The organism is Anoxybacillus sp. CHMUD, from assembly GCF_013096965.1.
GTDB lineage: Bacteria > Bacillota > Bacilli > Bacillales > Anoxybacillaceae > Anoxybacillus > Anoxybacillus kestanbolensis_A.
This window is the reverse complement of the sequence record NZ_SDLG01000008.1, coordinates 107,283-125,527: the sequence shown is the minus strand read 5'-3', so window position 1 is coordinate 125,527 and position 18,245 is coordinate 107,283. Positions and strand designations below refer to the sequence as shown.

Genomic DNA, 18,245 nt, shown 5'->3' with positions numbered 1-18,245 from the left:
CCATTATATAAGTTTGTGAGCAAAGTTACAATTTTTTCGCATAAACGGGGCAAGATAAGAAAAAAGAAAGGAAGATGTATGATGAAACTTCACGGATTTAACAACTTAACGAAATCGCTTAGCTTTAATATGTACGATATTTGTTACACGACAAGCGCAAGCGAGCGGGAAGCATATATTGCATACATTGACGAAGTGTATAATGCCGATCGATTGACGAGTATTTTAAAAAATGTAGCCGATATGATCGGGGCGCATATTTTAAATGTCGCCAAACAAGATTACGTGCCTCAAGGGGCAAGTGTAACGATGCTTATTTCAGAAGGACCGATTGAAGTACCAAAAGAACAACCGCCTGTACCACAAGCGGTCGTTTGTGCGCTCGACAAAAGCCATATTACAGTACATACATATCCCGAATATCATCCGAACGATGGAATTAGCACGTTTCGGGCTGATATCGATGTCGCCACGTGTGGAGAAATTTCACCGTTAAAGGCGCTTGATTATTTAATTCGTTCATTTGAAACCGATATTATGATTATCGACTATCGTGTGCGCGGATTTACACGCGATATTTCTGGGAAAAAGTTATTTATTGATCACGATATTACATCGATTCAAAACTACATTCCTAACGACATTCGCAAACAATACGACATGATTGATGTAAACGTGTATCAAGAACATATTTTCCATACGAAGTGCAAATTGCGTGAGTTTGATTTAGATAGCTATTTGTTTGAGCTGTCAAAAGATCAACTGACTAAAGAAGAAATAGAAACCATTACACAAAAATTGCGCATCGAAATGGATGAAATTTTTTACGGAAAAAATATGACACCACCTAAGTGATGTCAATAAAAATGCAATGATATGTTGCGCGAATCAGTCCTTGTTCCGAAAAACGTTGTTCATATTCATGCATCATTGTTTTGAATACAGATGGTCGTTGGCAATAGCGACCCGACGTGCTATTTGTTGCACCGATGTGACGAAGTGATAAGAAGAAGTCACGTACAGATGGAAAATATTCAACTTCAAACTGTTCGTGTCCACGCGCTCGAATATGCATAGCGAGCCACTCGGAAAACGTCGGAAACGATGGGCCGATGCGAAGCGGCTCGTCAATTTGTTGAATGGCGAGCGCATACGCAAATGAGGTGTGCAACTCGTGAAACGTTCGGTCGCCAAATGTTGAAAAAAGAAGTTGTCCTCTTTCGTTTCGTTGTTTGGCGAGTTTGGCGATCGTTTGTTTTGGAGTCATAAGCCATTGAAACGTCGCGTTAGAAATAATGAGATCGTACGTTTCATGTAACTCAGCTTCTTCAATGTCTGCGCACAGCCATGTAATTGGTGCATCATTTAGCCTTTGTTTCGCTTTTTCAATCATGCCTGGAGCGATATCAACTGCTGTAAGTTTTGCCTGCGGATAAGCGTCATGTAACAGTTTCGTTAAATATCCCGTACCACAGCCAATTTCTAAAATCGTTTTAGGTGGATGATCGATGCGTTTTATTAATTCATGGGCCATCTTTTTTTGGACGTTCGCAAACTGATCGTATGTCGTTGCTCGTTCGCTAAATCGTTTTTGCATCAATTGTTTATCAATCATTTTTTCCACCGCCTAACCACGTTTGAATGTAATGGGCACACGTGCTTGGCTGTGTGACGTGCGGGGCGTGCCCGACATTTGGCATAAGCATGAACGTACAATGATTGGTTCGTTCATATACATATTGAGCGGCTTGCGGTGGACAAATGCGATCACGCTCTCCATGAATGAGTAGGAGTGGTACATCGATTTGTTGTAACTGATCCCGTACGTCTGTCGTTAATAAGTAATCTAATCCTAGCAACAAGTCTGGGATATGATGATGCATATAACGGAACGGTTGCGCTTCTTCCTCGCCCCATAACATATCAATAAATGATTGTATTGTTTTTTCCGGTTGGCGCATTAATTGTGTCTTCATTCGTTCCACAACGCGTGCATGCCAGCCGATCGGATAATCGTCTGTCATCGTAAACCGGCTCGTCCCTCCGATGCATACGAGCGCTTGCACATGTTCATGCATAGCGAGCTGTAAAGCAACGAGCGAGCCAAGCGACCAACCGATCACAATCGACGGGACGGTTAAAGCGTCTTTTGCTTTCGCTAAAAAATGATTAACATCATGCATATGCTCCCATGCGACGACGGTAACATGGCTTGGCTGAAGAGCTTGAATAAGCGGGGTAAACACTTCTCCTTTCATTCCCCATCCCGGCAATAACAATATGTTCATACGATCAGCCCCATTTCTTTTCCGACTGCGGTAATTTCAGCAAGCGCCCAATCGAGTTGCTCTTTTGTCATCGTCGCCATAAGTGAGAAACGAAGGCGCGCCGTGCCGTCTGGTACCGTTGGTGGACGAATCGCAACCGCAACAATGCCACGTTCACGCAAGCGGACGCTAAAAGCAAGCGCTCGTTCGTTATCGCCAACGATAATTGGCACAATATGCGTCGTGCTTTGACCAATATCGAATCCCGCCTGTTGCAGATGCGTGCGAAAATAATCACTTAACGCATGTAAATGATGGCGCAATGATCGTTCTTGTTGTACGATCTCAATAGCTGTACAAATGGTGCCGAGCACGCTTGGAGGTAATGCGGTTGTGAAAATAAATGGACGCATCGTATTAATGAAATAATCAATAACGACTCGCTTTCCCGCCACATATGCCCCGTATGCGCCGAGCGCTTTACTGAACGTTCCCATATGTACGTCAATCTGTTCAGCAATCTCGTGTTCGTGAGCCATTCCTTGTCCTTTTTCTCCATATATACCGCTCGCATGTGCTTCATCAACGACAAGCATCGCACCGTATATTTCTTTTAACGCGACGAGTTCGCGTAGCGGGGCAACGTCCCCGTCCATGCTGAAAATCGTGTCCGTCACAATAATTTTTCGTTTATGTCTTTCGGCTTTTTTTAATAGCGTTTCTAAATGATCCACGTCCGCATGGCGATAGCGTCTCACTTCCGCTCGGCTTAAAATCGCCCCATCTACAATGCTGGCATGGTTCCATTTATCGCTAAAAATGACCGCATCCCGTCCTGCTAAGGAAGAAAGAATGCCGACGTTTGCTGTGTATCCGCTATTGACGATGAGTGCAGCTTCACACCCTTTCCAACGAACGAGCGCATCTTCTGCTTGTTCATATAGCGGATGGTTGCCAACAACAAGGCGTGAAGCCGTTGCTCCTACACCGTATCGTCTTGTGGCTTCCATGCTAGCGTGAATAAGCCGTTCGTCATGTGCAAAACCTAAATAGTTATTCGATGAAAAATTAAATAAGTGACGGCCATCGATATGTATAAAACATCCGTCGCTTTCTGCCTGAATCAACGTTCGTTTTTGCGCTTTTTCCGCAAGTTGTTCGATATGTATTTGCAATTCCTCCCACAACATACCTCTCCCCTTTTTGTAAACCTATAAAAAATAAAAGTTTACATTTATCGTATCATACGTTTATTTCTTTTTCCATAATAAATAAACAAAATAAGGAGCACCGATGATCGACACGATGACACCAGCAGGGAGGCCATCTGGTTCAATTAAATTGCGCCCAATCGTATCAGCAAGCAACAATAACGCACCACCCATCAGCATCGTCACAGGTAAACTTAACTCGTTTCGAGGACCAACAAGCGCCCGAGCAATATGTGGGGCCATTAAACCGACAAATGCGATACCGCCGGTGACGGAAACGGCCGATGCGGCAAGCGCCACCGCCGTCAATAGTAAAACGAGTCGTTCACGATCGAGCGATACGCCGATGCCAATGGCCACAGGATCATTCAATTGCAAAGCATTCAAGCGATGAGCTTTATATAAAACGAACGGAACGAGAATGATGAGCCACGGCAACAATGCGAGAACGAACGCCCAATCGAGCCCCCAAATACCTCCGGCTAACCATTTTGCAATAAAATCGACTCTCGTACGATCGGCTCCTGAAATAAGAACGATCATCAATCCCGAAAACGCCGTAGCAAAACCGATTCCAATTAACACGAGCCGAATCGGTTGAAGTCCTATTTGTTTATTGTACGACAACGTATAGATGAGAATCGCTGTAAGTAGCGCGCTGCAAAAAGCGACGAGCGGAATAAGGTAAGCAAATGATTGTGCTTGAATCGGAACAAATAAAAAGAACAAGGCGACACCAACACCTGCGCCCGCATTTATACCGATAACACCTGGATCGGCTAAGTCATTGCGCATCACAACTTGTAAAATGGCACCAGACAATGCTAATGCCACACCTGCAAGCAACGTAATAACGATGCGTGGCAAACGAATCGAAAACAAAATGAATTGCTCTTTAAACGTCCCGTCACCTAAAAGCACCAGAATGAGACGGTCGAAAGATAAAGAAGAATAGCCTGTTCCCATGCTGATGATCGTTATGAAGCAGATGAATATGAAAAGAACGAGCAAAATTATACGCTGTTTTTTTCGTAGCGGTGCAATCATAATCCTTTTTCCCCCTTACGCACGATGAAAAGAAAAAATGGAAGCCCCATGACAGCCACAACCGCGACGACGGGTGTTTCATATGGTGCGTGAATCATTCGTGCAATCGTATCGGCAAATAACATAAATGTCGCACCTCCGATCGCACTCATTGGCAAAATAAATCGATAATCCGTTCCAACAAACGAACGGACAAGATGTGGAATCATTAAACCGACAAATGCTAAATTGCCAACGAGCGCAACAGACGCACCAGCTAAAACGATGACGACGAAAAAGAGAATTGCTTTGACGCGCGTCAGTTGTTGGCCAAGCCCGACTGCTACTTCTTCGCTCATACTTAAAATTGTTAATTGACGACTTTGCCAAAAAGCGATAAGCATAGCCAAACAAATAAAAGGGGTAACGATTTTTAATTCGTGCCATGTCGTTCCCATCATACCGCCAGCTGTCCACATCGATACGTCTTTCGATACTTTATACAGAAGTCCGATCCCTTCTGCGACGGCGTATAAAAAAGTAGAAATGGCTGCACCAGCTAGGACGATCCGAAACGGTGAAAATTGTTTACCGCCCGCGCTAAAAACGAGCAAGCCTCCGAACGCAGCACCAGCAAAACAAGCGAGCACCGTTTGTATATAGTTTGTAGAAGGAAAAAAAGCAAACACGATCGCTAAAGCCGCATTCGCTCCTGCCGTTAGTCCAATAAGTCCCGGATCTGCAAGTGGGTTGCGCGTCATCCCTTGCATAATGGCTCCAGCAACGGCTAACGCTGCACCGACAACAACCGCGGCTACTTCACGCGGCAGGCGCACTTCGTGAATCATCGTTGCTATTTTGTTTGTTTCTGGCGCTGTGATCGCTAGCCAGACGTCTTTTATTGTCGTATCCGCCGCTCCGATCACAATGGCACAAACGAATGTCGTAATCAATAAAGTGAAAGCAAGTACAAATTTTTTCAGCATACGCATCCTCTCTTTTCTATTTACATAAAGAAAGAGGAATTCACGACGAACTCCTCTTTCTTTATATTACTCACCTAAAAAGTGCTTTTTGAAAAATTCAAGCTGATATTCTAATGTAATTGGGTCGTTAAAGTAAAATTCTTTCGCATTCGCTTCAAAAACACGATTATTTTTTACAGCCGGAATGTTTTTATATGTTTCTGTTTCTGTAAATGAAAGGTCACCATCTGCGTTTTTGCTGAAGATGACATAGTCTCCAGCAAATTGCGGAAGCACTTCAAGGGAAATCGCATAGTATCCGTCTTTCAATGCATGTTCTTCAACTGCTTTCGGCATTTTTAATTTCATTTCTTGATATAAAATTTCTGTACCACGACCCCAGTTATTGCCGAATACGTACAATTGCTTATCGAAGTTTTCAATGACCGAAACGGTTGCATTTTCACCAATTTTCGCACGAATTTCTTCACCGGCTTGTTGAGCGCGCTTTTTAAAGTCATCGATCCATTGTTTCGCTTCTTCTTCTTTATTTAATAGTTTTCCAATTTCCAAATGTTGTGTTAAGTAATCCACTTTTCCGTACGTGTACGTGACGGTTGGGGCAATTTCTTTTAATTTATCTAAGTTTTTATTTGTTGACGCTGCAATAATTAAATCTGGCTCAAGCTCGATAATTTGTTCCAAACTTTCATCTGTTACTTCCTTTGCATCTTTCAAATACGGCTCATAACGAGGGTTCATTTTCGCCCAAGAGTCAACCCCAACAATCGGTACATCGAGCGCCATGACACTACCTGCTAAAAAGGAAGATAAAACGACAACGCGCTTCGGATTCGTAGGCACTTCGACTGGACCTGTTTCAGATTGATATGTCATTGTTTTTGGCTCGTTTGCTTCTTTTGCTTCCTTTTCTTGTTCTTTTTCAGCTGCTTGATTACCGCACGCACTCAAGATGAGCACGAACAAAAGTAGAATGGACATCATTCGCTTCTTCAACATGTTCTGCATCTCCTTTTATTAAATGGTATGTGATACACATCGGTTTGTTTGTTCGAGGGTCACGGCCAATTTCTGCGTCGATATGAAACACTTTTCGTAATACGTCGCGCGTCATCACTTGTTCGCACGTTCCTGCTTGAACGATTTTTCCGTCTTTCATCGCGATCATATAATCTGCAAAGCGTGCTGCTTGATTTAAATCATGCAACACCATAATGATCGTGCGCTTTTGTTCGCGGTTTAAACGTTGCAACAATTCGAGCACTTCTAATTGATGCGCCATATCTAAATATGTTGTCGGTTCATCTAAAAAAATGATATCGGTCTCTTGCGCAAGCGCCATCGCAATCCAGACGCGTTGTCTTTGACCACCTGATAGCGAGTCAACGGAGCGATGTTTAAATTCGATCGTTCCGGTCACTTCAAGCGCCCAATCGATGACTTCATAGTCGCGCTTCGTTAGCCGACCGAATCCTTTTTGGTATGGGAACCGTCCGTAAGAAACGAGCTCACCAACCGTCAATCCCCCCGGACTTTCTGGCGTTTGCGGTAAAATGGCCATTTTTTGTGCTAACAATTTCGTATGCTCTTGCGAAATTTGTTTTCCATCTAAAATGACCGCTCCTTCTTGATGGCGAATGATGCGTGTCATCGCTTTTAACAACGTCGATTTCCCGCAACCGTTTGGTCCGATAATCGTCGTTATTTTTTCATCTGGAATATGTACAGTTAACCGATCAACAATGACGCGTTCTCCATATCCGATCGAAAGTTGCTCTGTATACAACCGCGACATATGTTTACCCCCTCGAACATGTAGTCAACTAATCGATATTGAGAATTAATATCAATACACATTGTAATTTACATGAATTGATTATCATTGTCAATGATTTTTTATAAAAAAACCAACTTCAATCGTGCGAAAGTTGGTTTTCGATATATAATGTTGTAAAAAGATCGGCAGGCACAGGCTTACCGAGGACGTATCCTTGAATTTCATCGCATTGTAACGAGTGAAGAATGTTAAGTTGTTGCAACGTCTCTACCCCTTCAGCAATAACACGTAGTTTTAAGTTTTTCGCAAGAACGATAATCGCTTTAACAACAGCGACGTCTTCTTTTTCTTCTGTTATGCCATCGACAAATGGTTTTGCAATTTTTAACCGATCAATCGGAAATTTACGCAAGTAACTAAGCGACGAATACCCTGTACCGAAATCGTCAATTGAAATGTGAACACCGAGTTGTTTCAATTGTTGTAATTTTTGAATCGTATACTGCTCATTAAATACAGCAACTCCTTCTGTAATTTCTAAATCGAGCTGATCTGGTAGCAATTGTGTTTGTTGTAAAACAGCACGAATATGTTCGACAAAATTTTCTTTTAAAAATTGTTTTGGGGAAATATTTACGCTCATACGCAACGATCGTCCATGTCGTTCGTTCCATATTTGTATTTGTCGACATGCTTCTTCAATCACCCATTCACCTATCGCGATAATTTGTCCCGTTTCTTCTGCAATCGGAATGAACATAGCTGGCGAAATCACGCCAAGCTTTGGGTGAATCCAACGAATAAGCGCCTCCATTCCGATTAACTCTCCTGTTTGTACATCAAATTGCGGTTGATAAAATAATGTGAATTGCTTGTTGTCGATCGCCTCATGAAGCGCAGTTTCAATCATCGTTTTTTGTAACACGACGCGATCCATTTTACCGTTAAAAAATTGATATTGATTTTTCCCTTGCTCTTTCGCACGATACAGCGCAATATCAGCATGTTTCATTAACGTATCCACTGTTTCCCCATCGTACGGATATACTGCCACACCGACACTAAGCGAAATACGTATATCTAAATGTCGAATAGCGACAGGTTGTTGACTAATCGAGACGAGGCGATGAACAAAATGACGGAGTTCATCTACATGTTTAAACGGAGTAAAAATAATTGTAAATTCGTCCCCACCTTGTCGAGCAATGAAATCGGTTGGGCGAACGGTTTCTTTTAACAATCGTCCAACTTGGACAATTAATTCATCCCCAATTTGATGTCCGAAATAGTCATTAATTTGTTTAAAACGATCAATGTCGATAAAAATAACGGCAAAATGATGATGTTGTTGTTTTGCGCGAATTAATTCTTGCTCAAGCTTCACCACAAATGCTCGGCGATTGAAAAGCCCTGTTAAAAAATCATGATTAGCTTCATAAGTGAGCTGTTCGTTTAACTTCATTAGCTCACTTGTGCGTTTCGCTATCTTTTGTTCTAAATTGTCGTTTAATGTTTGAAGTTGTTGTAATAGCTGTCGGTTCTCTTTTAACATCATCCATTGACGCAGAAAAATACATCCGACCGCAAAAACAAGACATGTTATGACAATGCGGTCATTCGGATAAATAAAAGGGGCACATAGTAAAAGAAGAAAACATACATATGGGAACATAATTTTGATGGCGGAAGGTTGTTCGCTTTTTTGAAACGTCAAATGCCCATCTTTTGCATAGTAACCTGACAGTCCAATCATAAGCAAACTGAAAATCCATAACGGATCTAGCCATGAATTCGATTCATAATTGAATTGCACCATTTGTATGAAATAAACTGTATCTGTAAACACAAACAATCCGACACCGACCATATTCCATAGCCAAATGCGACGAACATTGGTCACAAAAAAAAGATGGAGAAGCAAAAACAACATAACAAGGTCTAAAAGCGGATAGGCAACTAAAACGGAAATGTATAAAATGCTCTCTTCTAAACGAATCATTGGCTCAACGATATAGATCCAACTATATGCCATCATGACACACATTACGATCGTAACATCTAACAATGACTGCCATACGACAACTAATTTACGTTGCTGCATGATGACATATAGCAACGCGATGATATACGCGAACGAATACAAAAGATAAAACACATCTGCGAAACTCGGAAAAGGCGGTTCTGTTTGAAACATCCATTCATATATGCGATAAATCATTTCAGCGATAAAATAACAAATCGAACCAATGGTCATCCATTTCCAAAATGTACGTTCATTTGTTTTCATACGAATAGAAGCTCTCCATAACAAAATGATCGCAAAAAGTATACCACCTAATGAAAAGAACGAACCAACCACCACTTCTATTTTCCCAAACATAACGAATAGTGCTACGTAATACATCATCACGTAGACGAAAACAACCCACTGCACGTATCTCCCTCCTTCCCCCCCATCATATGCATGAAATAAAGAAACGACTAGGACAACTATCTGTCTTGTAAAATTGTTTTTCTTTTTATTGTTCATTTAGAACATTGTTTAATAAAAATAAAGAGAGCATAAATCAAGCGGTTTTCGACTAGGAAAACCGCTTCAATATGCGCGCAAGATTGCGGGCTTTCGTATATAAAAGAGCATGTGCTAATTGCATACATTGTTCTACTGTCATCGGTTTGGTTGCAATCGCATCACAAGTAACGAAATATTCATATAGTTTTTCAAACCCGTTACCGAGGCTACCGGACAATAAAAAAGCAGGAACATCATATCGTTTGGCCAATTGCCCAACATAAAACGGAACTTTTCCATATAGCGTTTGTGCATCACTTTGTCCTTCGCCTGTAATAACGATGTGCGCTCGTTTTATTTTTTCTGGCAGTTGCACCATTTCCCCAACAAGTTTTGCTCCAGAAATGAATGTCCCTCCAAGCAATAAAAAGGCAAAACCTAAGCCGCCTGCTGCTCCCGCTCCTGGCATATGTGCATATGAACGACCGATTTGCTGTTCGATTGTTTTTGCATACGTATATAGCCATGTATCTAACAGACGAACCGTTTCACGATCCGCTCCTTTTTGCGGTCCGAATATGTAAGATGCTCCGCGCTCTCCATAAAGCGGGTTATCGACATCACATGCAACAAGAAACTCGCTTTCGTATACACGTCGATCAACGGATGTCATATCGACATAGGCAATATGGGGCAAAGAAGACGGTATGGGGGGCAAATGTTCCCCTTTCTCATTCGTAAACGTTGCTCCAAGCGCACATAACATGCCGAAACCACCGTCATTTGTACTACTTCCGCCAAGTCCGATGACGAAACGGCGATACCCCGCATCAAGTGCTGCCGCGATCACTTCGCCCACACCATACGTGGTCGTATGAAGTGGGTTTCGCTTTTCATTCGGAACGAGTGGCAAGCCGATTACTTGGGCCACTTCAATGACAGCTGTATCGTGAACAACACCATATGCCGTTTGTCGCGTTTCAAAAAGAGGACCATGGGCTGTCACATACCGAACAGAACCGTTCGTTGCAGAAACGATCGCTCCCATCGTTCCTTCTCCCCCATCTGCCATCGGAACCGTAATGACAGTCGCTTCTGGGTACTCATGTTGAAACGCTTCTTTTATAATTGTGCATACTTCGCTCGCTAATAAACTTCCTTTAAACGAATCTGGCGCAAGAACAACATTCATCCGCTCACAACCTTTTTTAATCTATTTTTTCCGTCTTGTCGAGCAAACAAAACGGTCATGATCGTTCCACGTTCGCGCGAAAACGGCGCGCTTGTTACCATTCGTTCATAATCGCGATAAGGTGAACGATACAAATCAAATAAAAACGTTGTCTCATCAACCGAATCGATAAATACAATTTCCGCAAACCATTCCCCATTTACATACGAAAGTGGTGAGCCGTCTTTTCTTTCAAGCGAAATAAGCTTTTTCTCCCCATCTATTTCATAAAAAGCGACGCCAACATCATCCCCTGCACAAAAGCCAATAATCGGCTCGTTCGTTGTAAACGTAAGCGTCTCCCCTTTCACTTGCACATCAACTGTTCGTTCATAAGCACAAATAAATAGTCCTTCAATATAAAATAATTGTTGGTCACCACATGCCATAGGTCATTCCCTTTCTCGTTATGTTCCTTCCTTAATCATAATACAGGCGAAAATGTTTTCACAACATCCTTCGTTTTGTTAAAATGAGAGTATGCTTTACAACGAGGAGGAGTTGTTATGTTAGAGAAACAGTTACAAAAATATGCCGAACTCGCTGTACGTGTTGGGGTTAACATTCAACCTGGACAAACGTTGTTTATTAACGCTCCGTTACCGTCTGCCCCACTTGTGCGCGAAATTGCTAAAAAAGCGTACGAAGCGGGGGCAAAACATGTGCATGTCGAGTGGAGCGATGAAGAAATCACGTACATAAAATTTAAACACGCACCAGAAGAAGCGCTTCATGAATACCCGTCTTGGCTTGCGAAAGGACGCGAGAAAGTCGCTGAAAAAGGTGGAGCGTTTTTAAGTATTTATGCACCGAATCCAGACTTATTAAAAGATATTGATCCTGCGCGCGTTGCTGCGGCGACGAAAGCGGCAAGCATGGCGCTGCAACATTACCGTAGTCGCCTAATGGCCGATCATAACTGTTGGTCTTTAATTGCTGTGCCGACGCCAGCATGGGCAAAAAAAGTATTTCCGAATATGAATGAAGACGAAGCGATCGCAAAATTATGGGACGTCATTTTCCAAGTGACACGCGTAGATCAAGATGACCCGATTGCGGCATGGAAAACGCATAACGAAAAATTAGCTCGCATCGTTGATTATTTAAATAACAAACAATATAAACAACTCATTTATGACGGACCTGGAACGAATTTAACCGTCGAGTTGCCAGATGGTCATGTTTGGGCTGGTGGCGCTGCAAAAAGTACAGACGGCATCGTATTTAACCCAAATATGCCGACAGAAGAAGTGTTTGCAATGCCACATAAAGATGGAACGAACGGCGTTGTGCGCAATACAAAACCGCTTAACTACGGTGGAAATATTATTGATGGCTTTACGCTGACATTTAAAGATGGCAAAGTCGTTGATTTTACAGCGGAAGTCGGTTACGATACATTGAAACATTTGCTCGATACAGACGAAGGCGCACGCCGACTAGGAGAAATTGCGCTCGTCCCGCATCGCTCCCCGATTTCTCAATCGAATCTTGTTTTTTATAATACGTTATTTGATGAAAATGCTGCCTCGCATTTAGCGCTCGGCAAAGCATATCCGACAAATATTGAAGGCGGAACGAATATGCGCACGGAGGAGTTGCTTGCACGTGGCGCAAACGATAGTTTAGTGCATGAAGATTTTATGATCGGTTCGCATGAATTAAACGTCGATGGGGTTACAAAAGACGGTGTGCGCGAACCGATTATGCGAAACGGTGAATGGGTCATTTCGATTTAAAAATGTTGCGGCGTTTGTCCGCAACATTTTTTTCGTTCGCATATATTGGCAAAGAGAGGAGGAGCGGACGATGATAAAACAATTTATTGCCAATAGCGGCATACTTATTGCTGGTTTTTATTTAATTAGCAAATTTTTCCCCTCAACGATTCATAAACAATCCTCTGTTTATATGCGTCTACTTGCAGGCGCTTGTTGCGGTTTATTAAGCATCGTGCTTATGTTTTTTTCCATTCCGCTTGGACATGGAGTCATTGCAGACTTGCGCCACGTTCCGCTCGTTGTCATTAGCTACTATGGTGGCATGCCGAGCGCTCTAGCGGCAGGTATCATCATGGGGGCAGGACGATTTTTATTCGGAAATATGTCCGCGTCAATCGTTTCTTTTTTTATTTCTGTTGCGATTGCGATCGGTTGTGGATTCATAAGTCGCTGGATGAAACGGCATATCATAACAACAACTTTTTGGATGAACACCTACAGCATGGCACTCATTTTATTTGCTTTGTTTGTTAATATCCCAGATCACGATATTTACACGCAAACGTTATTCACTTTTTGGCCTATCTCCATTATTGCGACATATGTGGCTTCTAATATTTGTAAAGATATTCGCCAATCAAAAGAAATGTTGCAACATTATAAAGCATGGGCAACGACTGATTTTTTAACCGGGCTTTATAACGTGCGGCAGTTTCATACGTTATTGCGCGAAAACATCACAAAAGCAAACGAACAACAAAGCTGTTTGGCGCTTATTTTATTTGATATTGACCGCTTTAAATGCATTAATGACTCGTATGGACACGATGGCGGAGATGTCATTTTACGTCATCTCGGGGAAGTCATTCGCTCGCTCGTCCCAAAAAACGGTTTCGCGTTTCGCAACGGCGGAGAAGAATTTTCAATTTTACTTCCAACTTGTGAACGTGAAGCGATGACGTTTGCTGAACATATTCGAACAACGATTGAACAACATTCGTTTTTCGTGCAACAACAGACAGTGCATATTACGATTTCCATCGGTATTTCTGTTTTTCCAATGCTTGCAACAAATGAATCAGAGCTGTTTAAGCAAGCAGATATCGCTTTATACGAAGCGAAACAACAAGGACGAAATCGCACCGTTGTATATAAAAAGGAATACTTGCATGAAACGTAAAACTATACGACAATAAAAGTAAAAACAATTAAAGGAGCGACAAATATGAAACAACGGTCGAAGTTACTTATTAGCATCGTTGCGGCTGTTACATTGCTTTCCGCTTGCAACGAACAAACAACTGCGCCAGCAAAACAGCCTGTTGCAAATGAAGAGCAACAAAAAAAACAAGCACCGCTTGAATTGACACCTGTTGAAAGTACAAATCAACCGTTTACGATTTCATTATTACCGAAGTTTAGTTTAGAGGCAGAAGAGCCAGGAAAAGATGTCGTCATGCATGAAAGTGAGCAAGAGCAATGGATGCGCATTGAACTTTTGCCAAAAGAGGCGAAAGAGCAAATGGAAACGTACGCAAAAGAACGGGCTATGGCTGTCTCTGAGGAAGCTACTCCGTTTGAAGGGACATTGCCGTTTGAAGATGCTATTGTATACGAAGCATCTGTCGATAATAGTGTCGTATATATTATTGGCGTAACAGAAGATGCACCGATGTTTTTAACGGTGTTTACGAAAAAAGAAGATAATTGGCTTGACCGCTTTATGACGATGGCAAAAACGATTCAACAGACCGAAACGGAAACGAGTGAACAACCGAACGAATCATTTTTCACATACAAAAGTAGCAATCAGCCGTTTCAAGCAAACATTTTAAACGGTTATCAAGCCGAAGCGGTCGAACCGGGCAAAGATATGATTTTTCTCGACGAAGAAAAAGCATCGATGACAGTAGAACTTATTGATGATGGTGCGGACTGGTCGTTAATCGAGGAACAAGCAGAACAGTACGTAAAGGCAAGCAGTAAAGACGGCACAGTCGAAAAAGTAACGTGGACAAAAGGAACGCTTTTAAACGGAGCGGACGTATATAAAAGTGCCATTACAGATGGAGAAGTATATGTATTTGTTGTAAAGAGCGGAACGCCGATGCGACTCACCATTTTCGTTCAGCAAGCTGATGGGTTAGACCCGTTTTTGCAAATGGCAGAAACGATTACACGTATTGACTGAGGAGGGTTTTCATGGAGCTATTAGAAGCATATCGATCATTATGGTCAAACCGTTCGTTGCCTGCCACAGAAAACAATGCAGAAACTGTCCTATACGATGCGATTCGCCGCGATTTATTAGATGAAATGACACATCCTCGTTTGAGAAAATCGCCTTACGAAAAATTTTCATTGGCGCTCAAGCGCATTGCGTCATCATCGCTCGATGCGAAACAACAATACGAACTCGTCCGTTTATACGTACAACAGCTTGAAAACTTGCCTTCCCGCTAAGGCAAGTTTTTTTGTATAACATCTCGTCATTTGCACAAAATACGTAGCGAATATAATACGAGGAGGTTTTTCGATGGATCCGTTTCGTTCATTAGATGTGATGCGACGAGATATAGAACGTATGTTTTCTAGCTTTCCTTCCCTTTTTTCGCACGTAGATGATGTGTTTCGTATGCCTCGCGTCGATGTGCATGAAAATGAAAAAGAAATGATTGTGACGTGCGACATTCCGGGGTTAGAGCGAAAAGAAGACGTCGATATTCATATCGATCATCAAACGTTATCGATTAGCGGACACGTGCGCCGACAACACGACGTACACGATGAACATATGCATCGGCAAGAGCGGTTTTATGGGCGATTTCATCGTACCATTCCCCTTCCCTCCCCTGCCGCACATGAACATGTACAAGCATCATATAAAAATGGTGTACTTGAAATTCGTATTCCGAAAGCGCAGGCTGATGGAAAAAAACGAATTGACGTACAATTTCATTGACACCGGCACGATCGCCGGTGTTTTTTTGAAACTTTTATGCGGTTCACACGTATGTATGCATGAGGTGAAAGAAATGGATGACAAATCGTTTTTAATCGAGCAACTTCATCTTATTGAACAATGGGAAAAAGAACAAAAGCGCATTTGGTTTTGGGAAAAAATAAGCCGTTTGCCTTTTGTTTTACTTGATCGATTGACCCCGGCGTGGATACATAAAAAAATGGCGCAATTGCTTGATGAGCTTGGCCAATATATTCAAACAGGCGGACAATATTTAGTAAATAAAGAAGCCGTTTTATCAACGTTTTATGGAGTGCCAACGCTACACGCTGTTCGTTCGATTCCTTTACAACGGATGAATGAAGCGTGTGAAACATTAATTGCGAAACGTAAAACGTTTGCGATGTATCAAGGGGCAACGACAGGATTGGGTGGGGCGTTTACGTTGCTTCTCGATGTTGCTGTCGTTTTAGGCACCGCTTTAAAAACGTTGCAAGAAATTGCGATCGTATACGGATTTGATCCACATGAAAAAGAAGAACGATTGTTTATCGTCAAATGTTTACAATTTGCGCTTGCTGACGTCGTTGGCAAGCAAGCGATATTAAATGAATGGACAGCAAAAAATGAACGACAAACGATGTCACAATTACAAGGATGGCGCGAAATCGTTTGGGCGTTTCGCGACCAGTACGGTTGGAAAAAGTTGTTTCAATCCGTTCCGATTGTAGGAATGTTATTTGGAGCATGGACAAATCAAACGATGATTCACGACATTGCTGAAGCAGGTGCAATGTTTTATCGTAAACGACGCATTATAGAAAGGTTGGAAGAAATAGAAAAGGCGGGAGCCCCCGCCTAACGTTACGCTTCATCGCAAGGAATGACGGCATCATGAAGCGCCATGTTTACTTGTTGTTCATATCGGTTTCGTTCTTCTTCTGTCCAATGAAAATATGACTGCATAAGTGCAATGACGGCATCTTTTATTTCGCGAACCGTATGAATGCCGAAAAAGAGCGCCCCGGTACGTCGAATGAAAAAGTCAAGCGGCGTAACGGTCATTTCGTGTTCGAGCGCATAGATGCACATCACATACCAATCGAGCGGTAGCGATACGTTATTAGGATCATACGTACGAGCTAATGCAAATAAACGATCGGCATTCGTACCGTATCGCTGCACGAGCTGTTTTGCTTCTTTTTCTGTAAACCCGTAAGCAAGCCCTTCAGTTACTTTTTCGGATAGAAACGTATGCCATCGGCTCGCACCACCGATGTCTCCACCAGAAATTGGTAAATGTTTCGTTTGGCAAGGCGGATACGCCCCATCTAACTGTTTAGCAATAAGGTCAACAACCGTTTCCGCCATTTTGCGATAGCCAGTTAACTTTCCTCCTGCAATCGTAATGAGACCAGACGGGGATTGCCAAACTTCGTCTTTGCGGGAAATTTCAGACGGATCTTTCCCTTCTTCATAAATGAGCGGACGAATTCCAGCCCAGCTTGATTCAATTTGTTGTTCCGTCAAATGAACGGACGGAAACATGTAATGAATGGCACGTAATAAATAGTCGCGATCTTCACGCGTCATTTTCGGATGAGCGCGGTCTCCTTCGTAAAACGTATCTGTTGTTCCCACGTACGTTTTTCCTTCACGCGGAATGGCAAATACCATCCGACCGTCAGGCGTATCAAAATATACCGCTTGCTTAAGCGGAAAATGTGCTTGGTCGATGACGATGTGTACGCCTTTTGTTAAACGCAATTTTTTTCCGACATGTGAGCCGTCTTTTTCACGCAGTACATCCACCCATGGACCTGCTGCATTCACTATTTTTTTCGCATAGATCGTAAATGTTTTTCCTGTCGTTTGCTCGCGACACATCACGCCATGGATGCGCCCGTTTTTATCGTACAAAAACGACTCCGCCTTCACGTAGTTGACAGCATGCGCCCCGCATTCTACTGCTTTTTTAATAACTTCAATCGTCAAACGTGCATCATCTGTGCGATACTCAACATAATACCCGCCACCGAGCAGTCCATCTTGTTTAATTAATGGTTCTTTTTGTAACGTTTCATGCGCGGATAACATCGTTCGCCGCTCTTCTTTTTTAACGCGTGCTAAATGATCATATACCCATAATCCAATCGACGTGCTCCATTTCCCGAACGTGCCGCCGCGATGAATCGGCAATAACATCCATTCCGGCGTCGTCACATGAGGACCGTTTTCATATACGATGGCTCGCTCTTTCCCGACTTCTGCAACCATTTTCACTTCAAACTGTTTTAAGTAACGTAAGCCCCCGTGAACGAGCTTCGTTGAACGACTCGATGTTCCAGCGGCGAAATCTTGCATCTCAATCAATGCTGTTTTCATGCCGCGCGTCGCTGCATCGAGCGCAATGCCACAGCCGGTAATTCCCCCGCCAATAATCAGCACATCGTACGTCGTTTGGCTCATTTCTTCTATCATTTGCAGTCGTCTTTTTGCTGAAAACATCATCATTCCCCCTTGTAAAAACAAAAAGAGACCAAAACAAGCAC

General features: G+C 42.6%; 18 protein-coding genes. 7 read left to right on the top strand and 11 right to left on the bottom strand.

Annotated elements, in window-relative coordinates; genetic code table 11:
* The first annotated feature begins 81 nt into the window (after nucleotides 1-81).
* Nucleotides 82-855: an adenosylmethionine decarboxylase gene (gene speD, locus ETB99_RS07860; RefSeq protein ID WP_171700337.1), complete on the top strand. Its 774-nt coding sequence runs from the start codon at nucleotides 82-84 to the stop codon at nucleotides 853-855.
* Here the strand turns inward: speD and bioC are convergent.
* From bioC to ETB99_RS07810, 10 genes are all read right to left on the bottom strand, one after another.
* Nucleotides 848-1,615, bottom strand: coding sequence for a malonyl-ACP O-methyltransferase BioC (bioC, locus tag ETB99_RS07855; protein WP_004889989.1), 768 nt, complete (start codon nucleotides 1,613-1,615; stop codon nucleotides 848-850). The genes speD and bioC overlap by 8 nt on opposite strands.
* Nucleotides 1,608-2,288 (bottom strand): alpha/beta fold hydrolase, encoded by a 681-nt coding sequence (locus ETB99_RS07850; RefSeq protein WP_006319578.1) that lies wholly within the window; start codon nucleotides 2,286-2,288, stop codon nucleotides 1,608-1,610. The genes bioC and ETB99_RS07850 overlap by 8 nt, the downstream gene beginning before the upstream one ends.
* Nucleotides 2,285-3,457, bottom strand: coding sequence for an 8-amino-7-oxononanoate synthase (gene bioF, locus ETB99_RS07845; protein WP_171700336.1), 1,173 nt, complete (start codon nucleotides 3,455-3,457; stop codon nucleotides 2,285-2,287). The genes ETB99_RS07850 and bioF overlap by 4 nt, the downstream gene beginning before the upstream one ends.
* A 60-nt stretch (nucleotides 3,458-3,517) precedes the next feature.
* On the bottom strand, nucleotides 3,518-4,525 hold the full coding sequence (locus tag ETB99_RS07840) for a FecCD family ABC transporter permease (RefSeq protein ID WP_171700335.1): 1,008 nt from the start codon (nucleotides 4,523-4,525) through the stop codon (nucleotides 3,518-3,520).
* Nucleotides 4,522-5,496 carry a FecCD family ABC transporter permease gene (locus ETB99_RS07835; RefSeq protein ID WP_077428568.1) on the bottom strand — a complete coding sequence of 325 codons (975 nt, stop codon included), beginning with the start codon at nucleotides 5,494-5,496 and terminating at the stop codon, nucleotides 4,522-4,524. The genes ETB99_RS07840 and ETB99_RS07835 overlap by 4 nt, the downstream gene beginning before the upstream one ends.
* A gap of 60 nt (nucleotides 5,497-5,556) precedes the next feature.
* On the bottom strand, nucleotides 5,557-6,489 hold the full coding sequence (locus ETB99_RS07830; RefSeq protein ID WP_375153712.1) for an iron-hydroxamate ABC transporter substrate-binding protein: 933 nt from the start codon (nucleotides 6,487-6,489) through the stop codon (nucleotides 5,557-5,559).
* A complete protein-coding gene (locus tag ETB99_RS07825) occupies nucleotides 6,425-7,285 on the bottom strand; it encodes an ABC transporter ATP-binding protein (protein ID WP_006319574.1) in 861 nt (286 codons plus the stop codon). Before ETB99_RS07825 ends, ETB99_RS07830 begins: the two co-directional genes overlap by 65 nt.
* Before the next feature lie 118 nt (nucleotides 7,286-7,403).
* Entirely contained in the window at nucleotides 7,404-9,701 is a 2,298-nt protein-coding gene (locus ETB99_RS07820) for a putative bifunctional diguanylate cyclase/phosphodiesterase (RefSeq protein ID WP_171700334.1), read from the bottom strand.
* A gap of 148 nt (nucleotides 9,702-9,849) precedes the next feature.
* Entirely contained in the window at nucleotides 9,850-10,971 is a 1,122-nt protein-coding gene (locus ETB99_RS07815; RefSeq protein WP_171700333.1) for a glycerate kinase, read from the bottom strand.
* Nucleotides 10,968-11,399, bottom strand: coding sequence for a hypothetical protein (locus ETB99_RS07810; RefSeq protein ID WP_171700332.1), 432 nt, complete (start codon nucleotides 11,397-11,399; stop codon nucleotides 10,968-10,970). The genes ETB99_RS07815 and ETB99_RS07810 overlap by 4 nt, the downstream gene beginning before the upstream one ends.
* Before the next feature lie 117 nt (nucleotides 11,400-11,516).
* On the opposite strand from ETB99_RS07810, the gene ETB99_RS07805 reads away from it, so the two are divergent.
* From ETB99_RS07805 to ETB99_RS07780, 6 genes are all read left to right on the top strand, one after another.
* Nucleotides 11,517-12,749 carry an aminopeptidase gene (locus ETB99_RS07805; RefSeq protein WP_171700331.1) on the top strand — a complete coding sequence of 411 codons (1,233 nt, stop codon included), beginning with the start codon at nucleotides 11,517-11,519 and terminating at the stop codon, nucleotides 12,747-12,749.
* 70 nt (nucleotides 12,750-12,819) lie between these two features.
* Nucleotides 12,820-13,911, top strand: a complete 1,092-nt coding sequence (locus ETB99_RS07800) for a GGDEF domain-containing protein (RefSeq protein WP_171700330.1) — start codon at nucleotides 12,820-12,822, stop codon at nucleotides 13,909-13,911.
* A 45-nt stretch (nucleotides 13,912-13,956) separates the two neighbouring features.
* Nucleotides 13,957-14,922 (top strand): hypothetical protein, encoded by a 966-nt coding sequence (locus ETB99_RS07795; RefSeq protein WP_171700329.1) that lies wholly within the window; start codon nucleotides 13,957-13,959, stop codon nucleotides 14,920-14,922.
* Between the two features lie 11 nt (nucleotides 14,923-14,933).
* A complete protein-coding gene (locus ETB99_RS07790; protein WP_012574780.1) occupies nucleotides 14,934-15,194 on the top strand; it encodes a hypothetical protein in 261 nt (86 codons plus the stop codon).
* Between the two features lie 73 nt (nucleotides 15,195-15,267).
* Nucleotides 15,268-15,693 (top strand): Hsp20/alpha crystallin family protein, encoded by a 426-nt coding sequence (locus tag ETB99_RS07785; RefSeq protein WP_077428575.1) that lies wholly within the window; start codon nucleotides 15,268-15,270, stop codon nucleotides 15,691-15,693.
* A gap of 73 nt (nucleotides 15,694-15,766) precedes the next feature.
* The gene (locus ETB99_RS07780; protein ID WP_171700347.1) at nucleotides 15,767-16,555 is read left to right on the top strand and encodes an EcsC family protein; all 789 of its coding nucleotides are present in this window, start codon (nucleotides 15,767-15,769) and stop codon (nucleotides 16,553-16,555) included.
* Nucleotides 16,556-16,557: 2 nt separating this feature from the next.
* Here the strand turns inward: ETB99_RS07780 and ETB99_RS07775 are convergent, their stop codons facing one another.
* A complete protein-coding gene (locus tag ETB99_RS07775) occupies nucleotides 16,558-18,204 on the bottom strand; it encodes a glycerol-3-phosphate dehydrogenase/oxidase (RefSeq protein WP_143271269.1) in 1,647 nt (548 codons plus the stop codon).
* Between the last annotated feature and the right edge of the window lie 41 nt (nucleotides 18,205-18,245).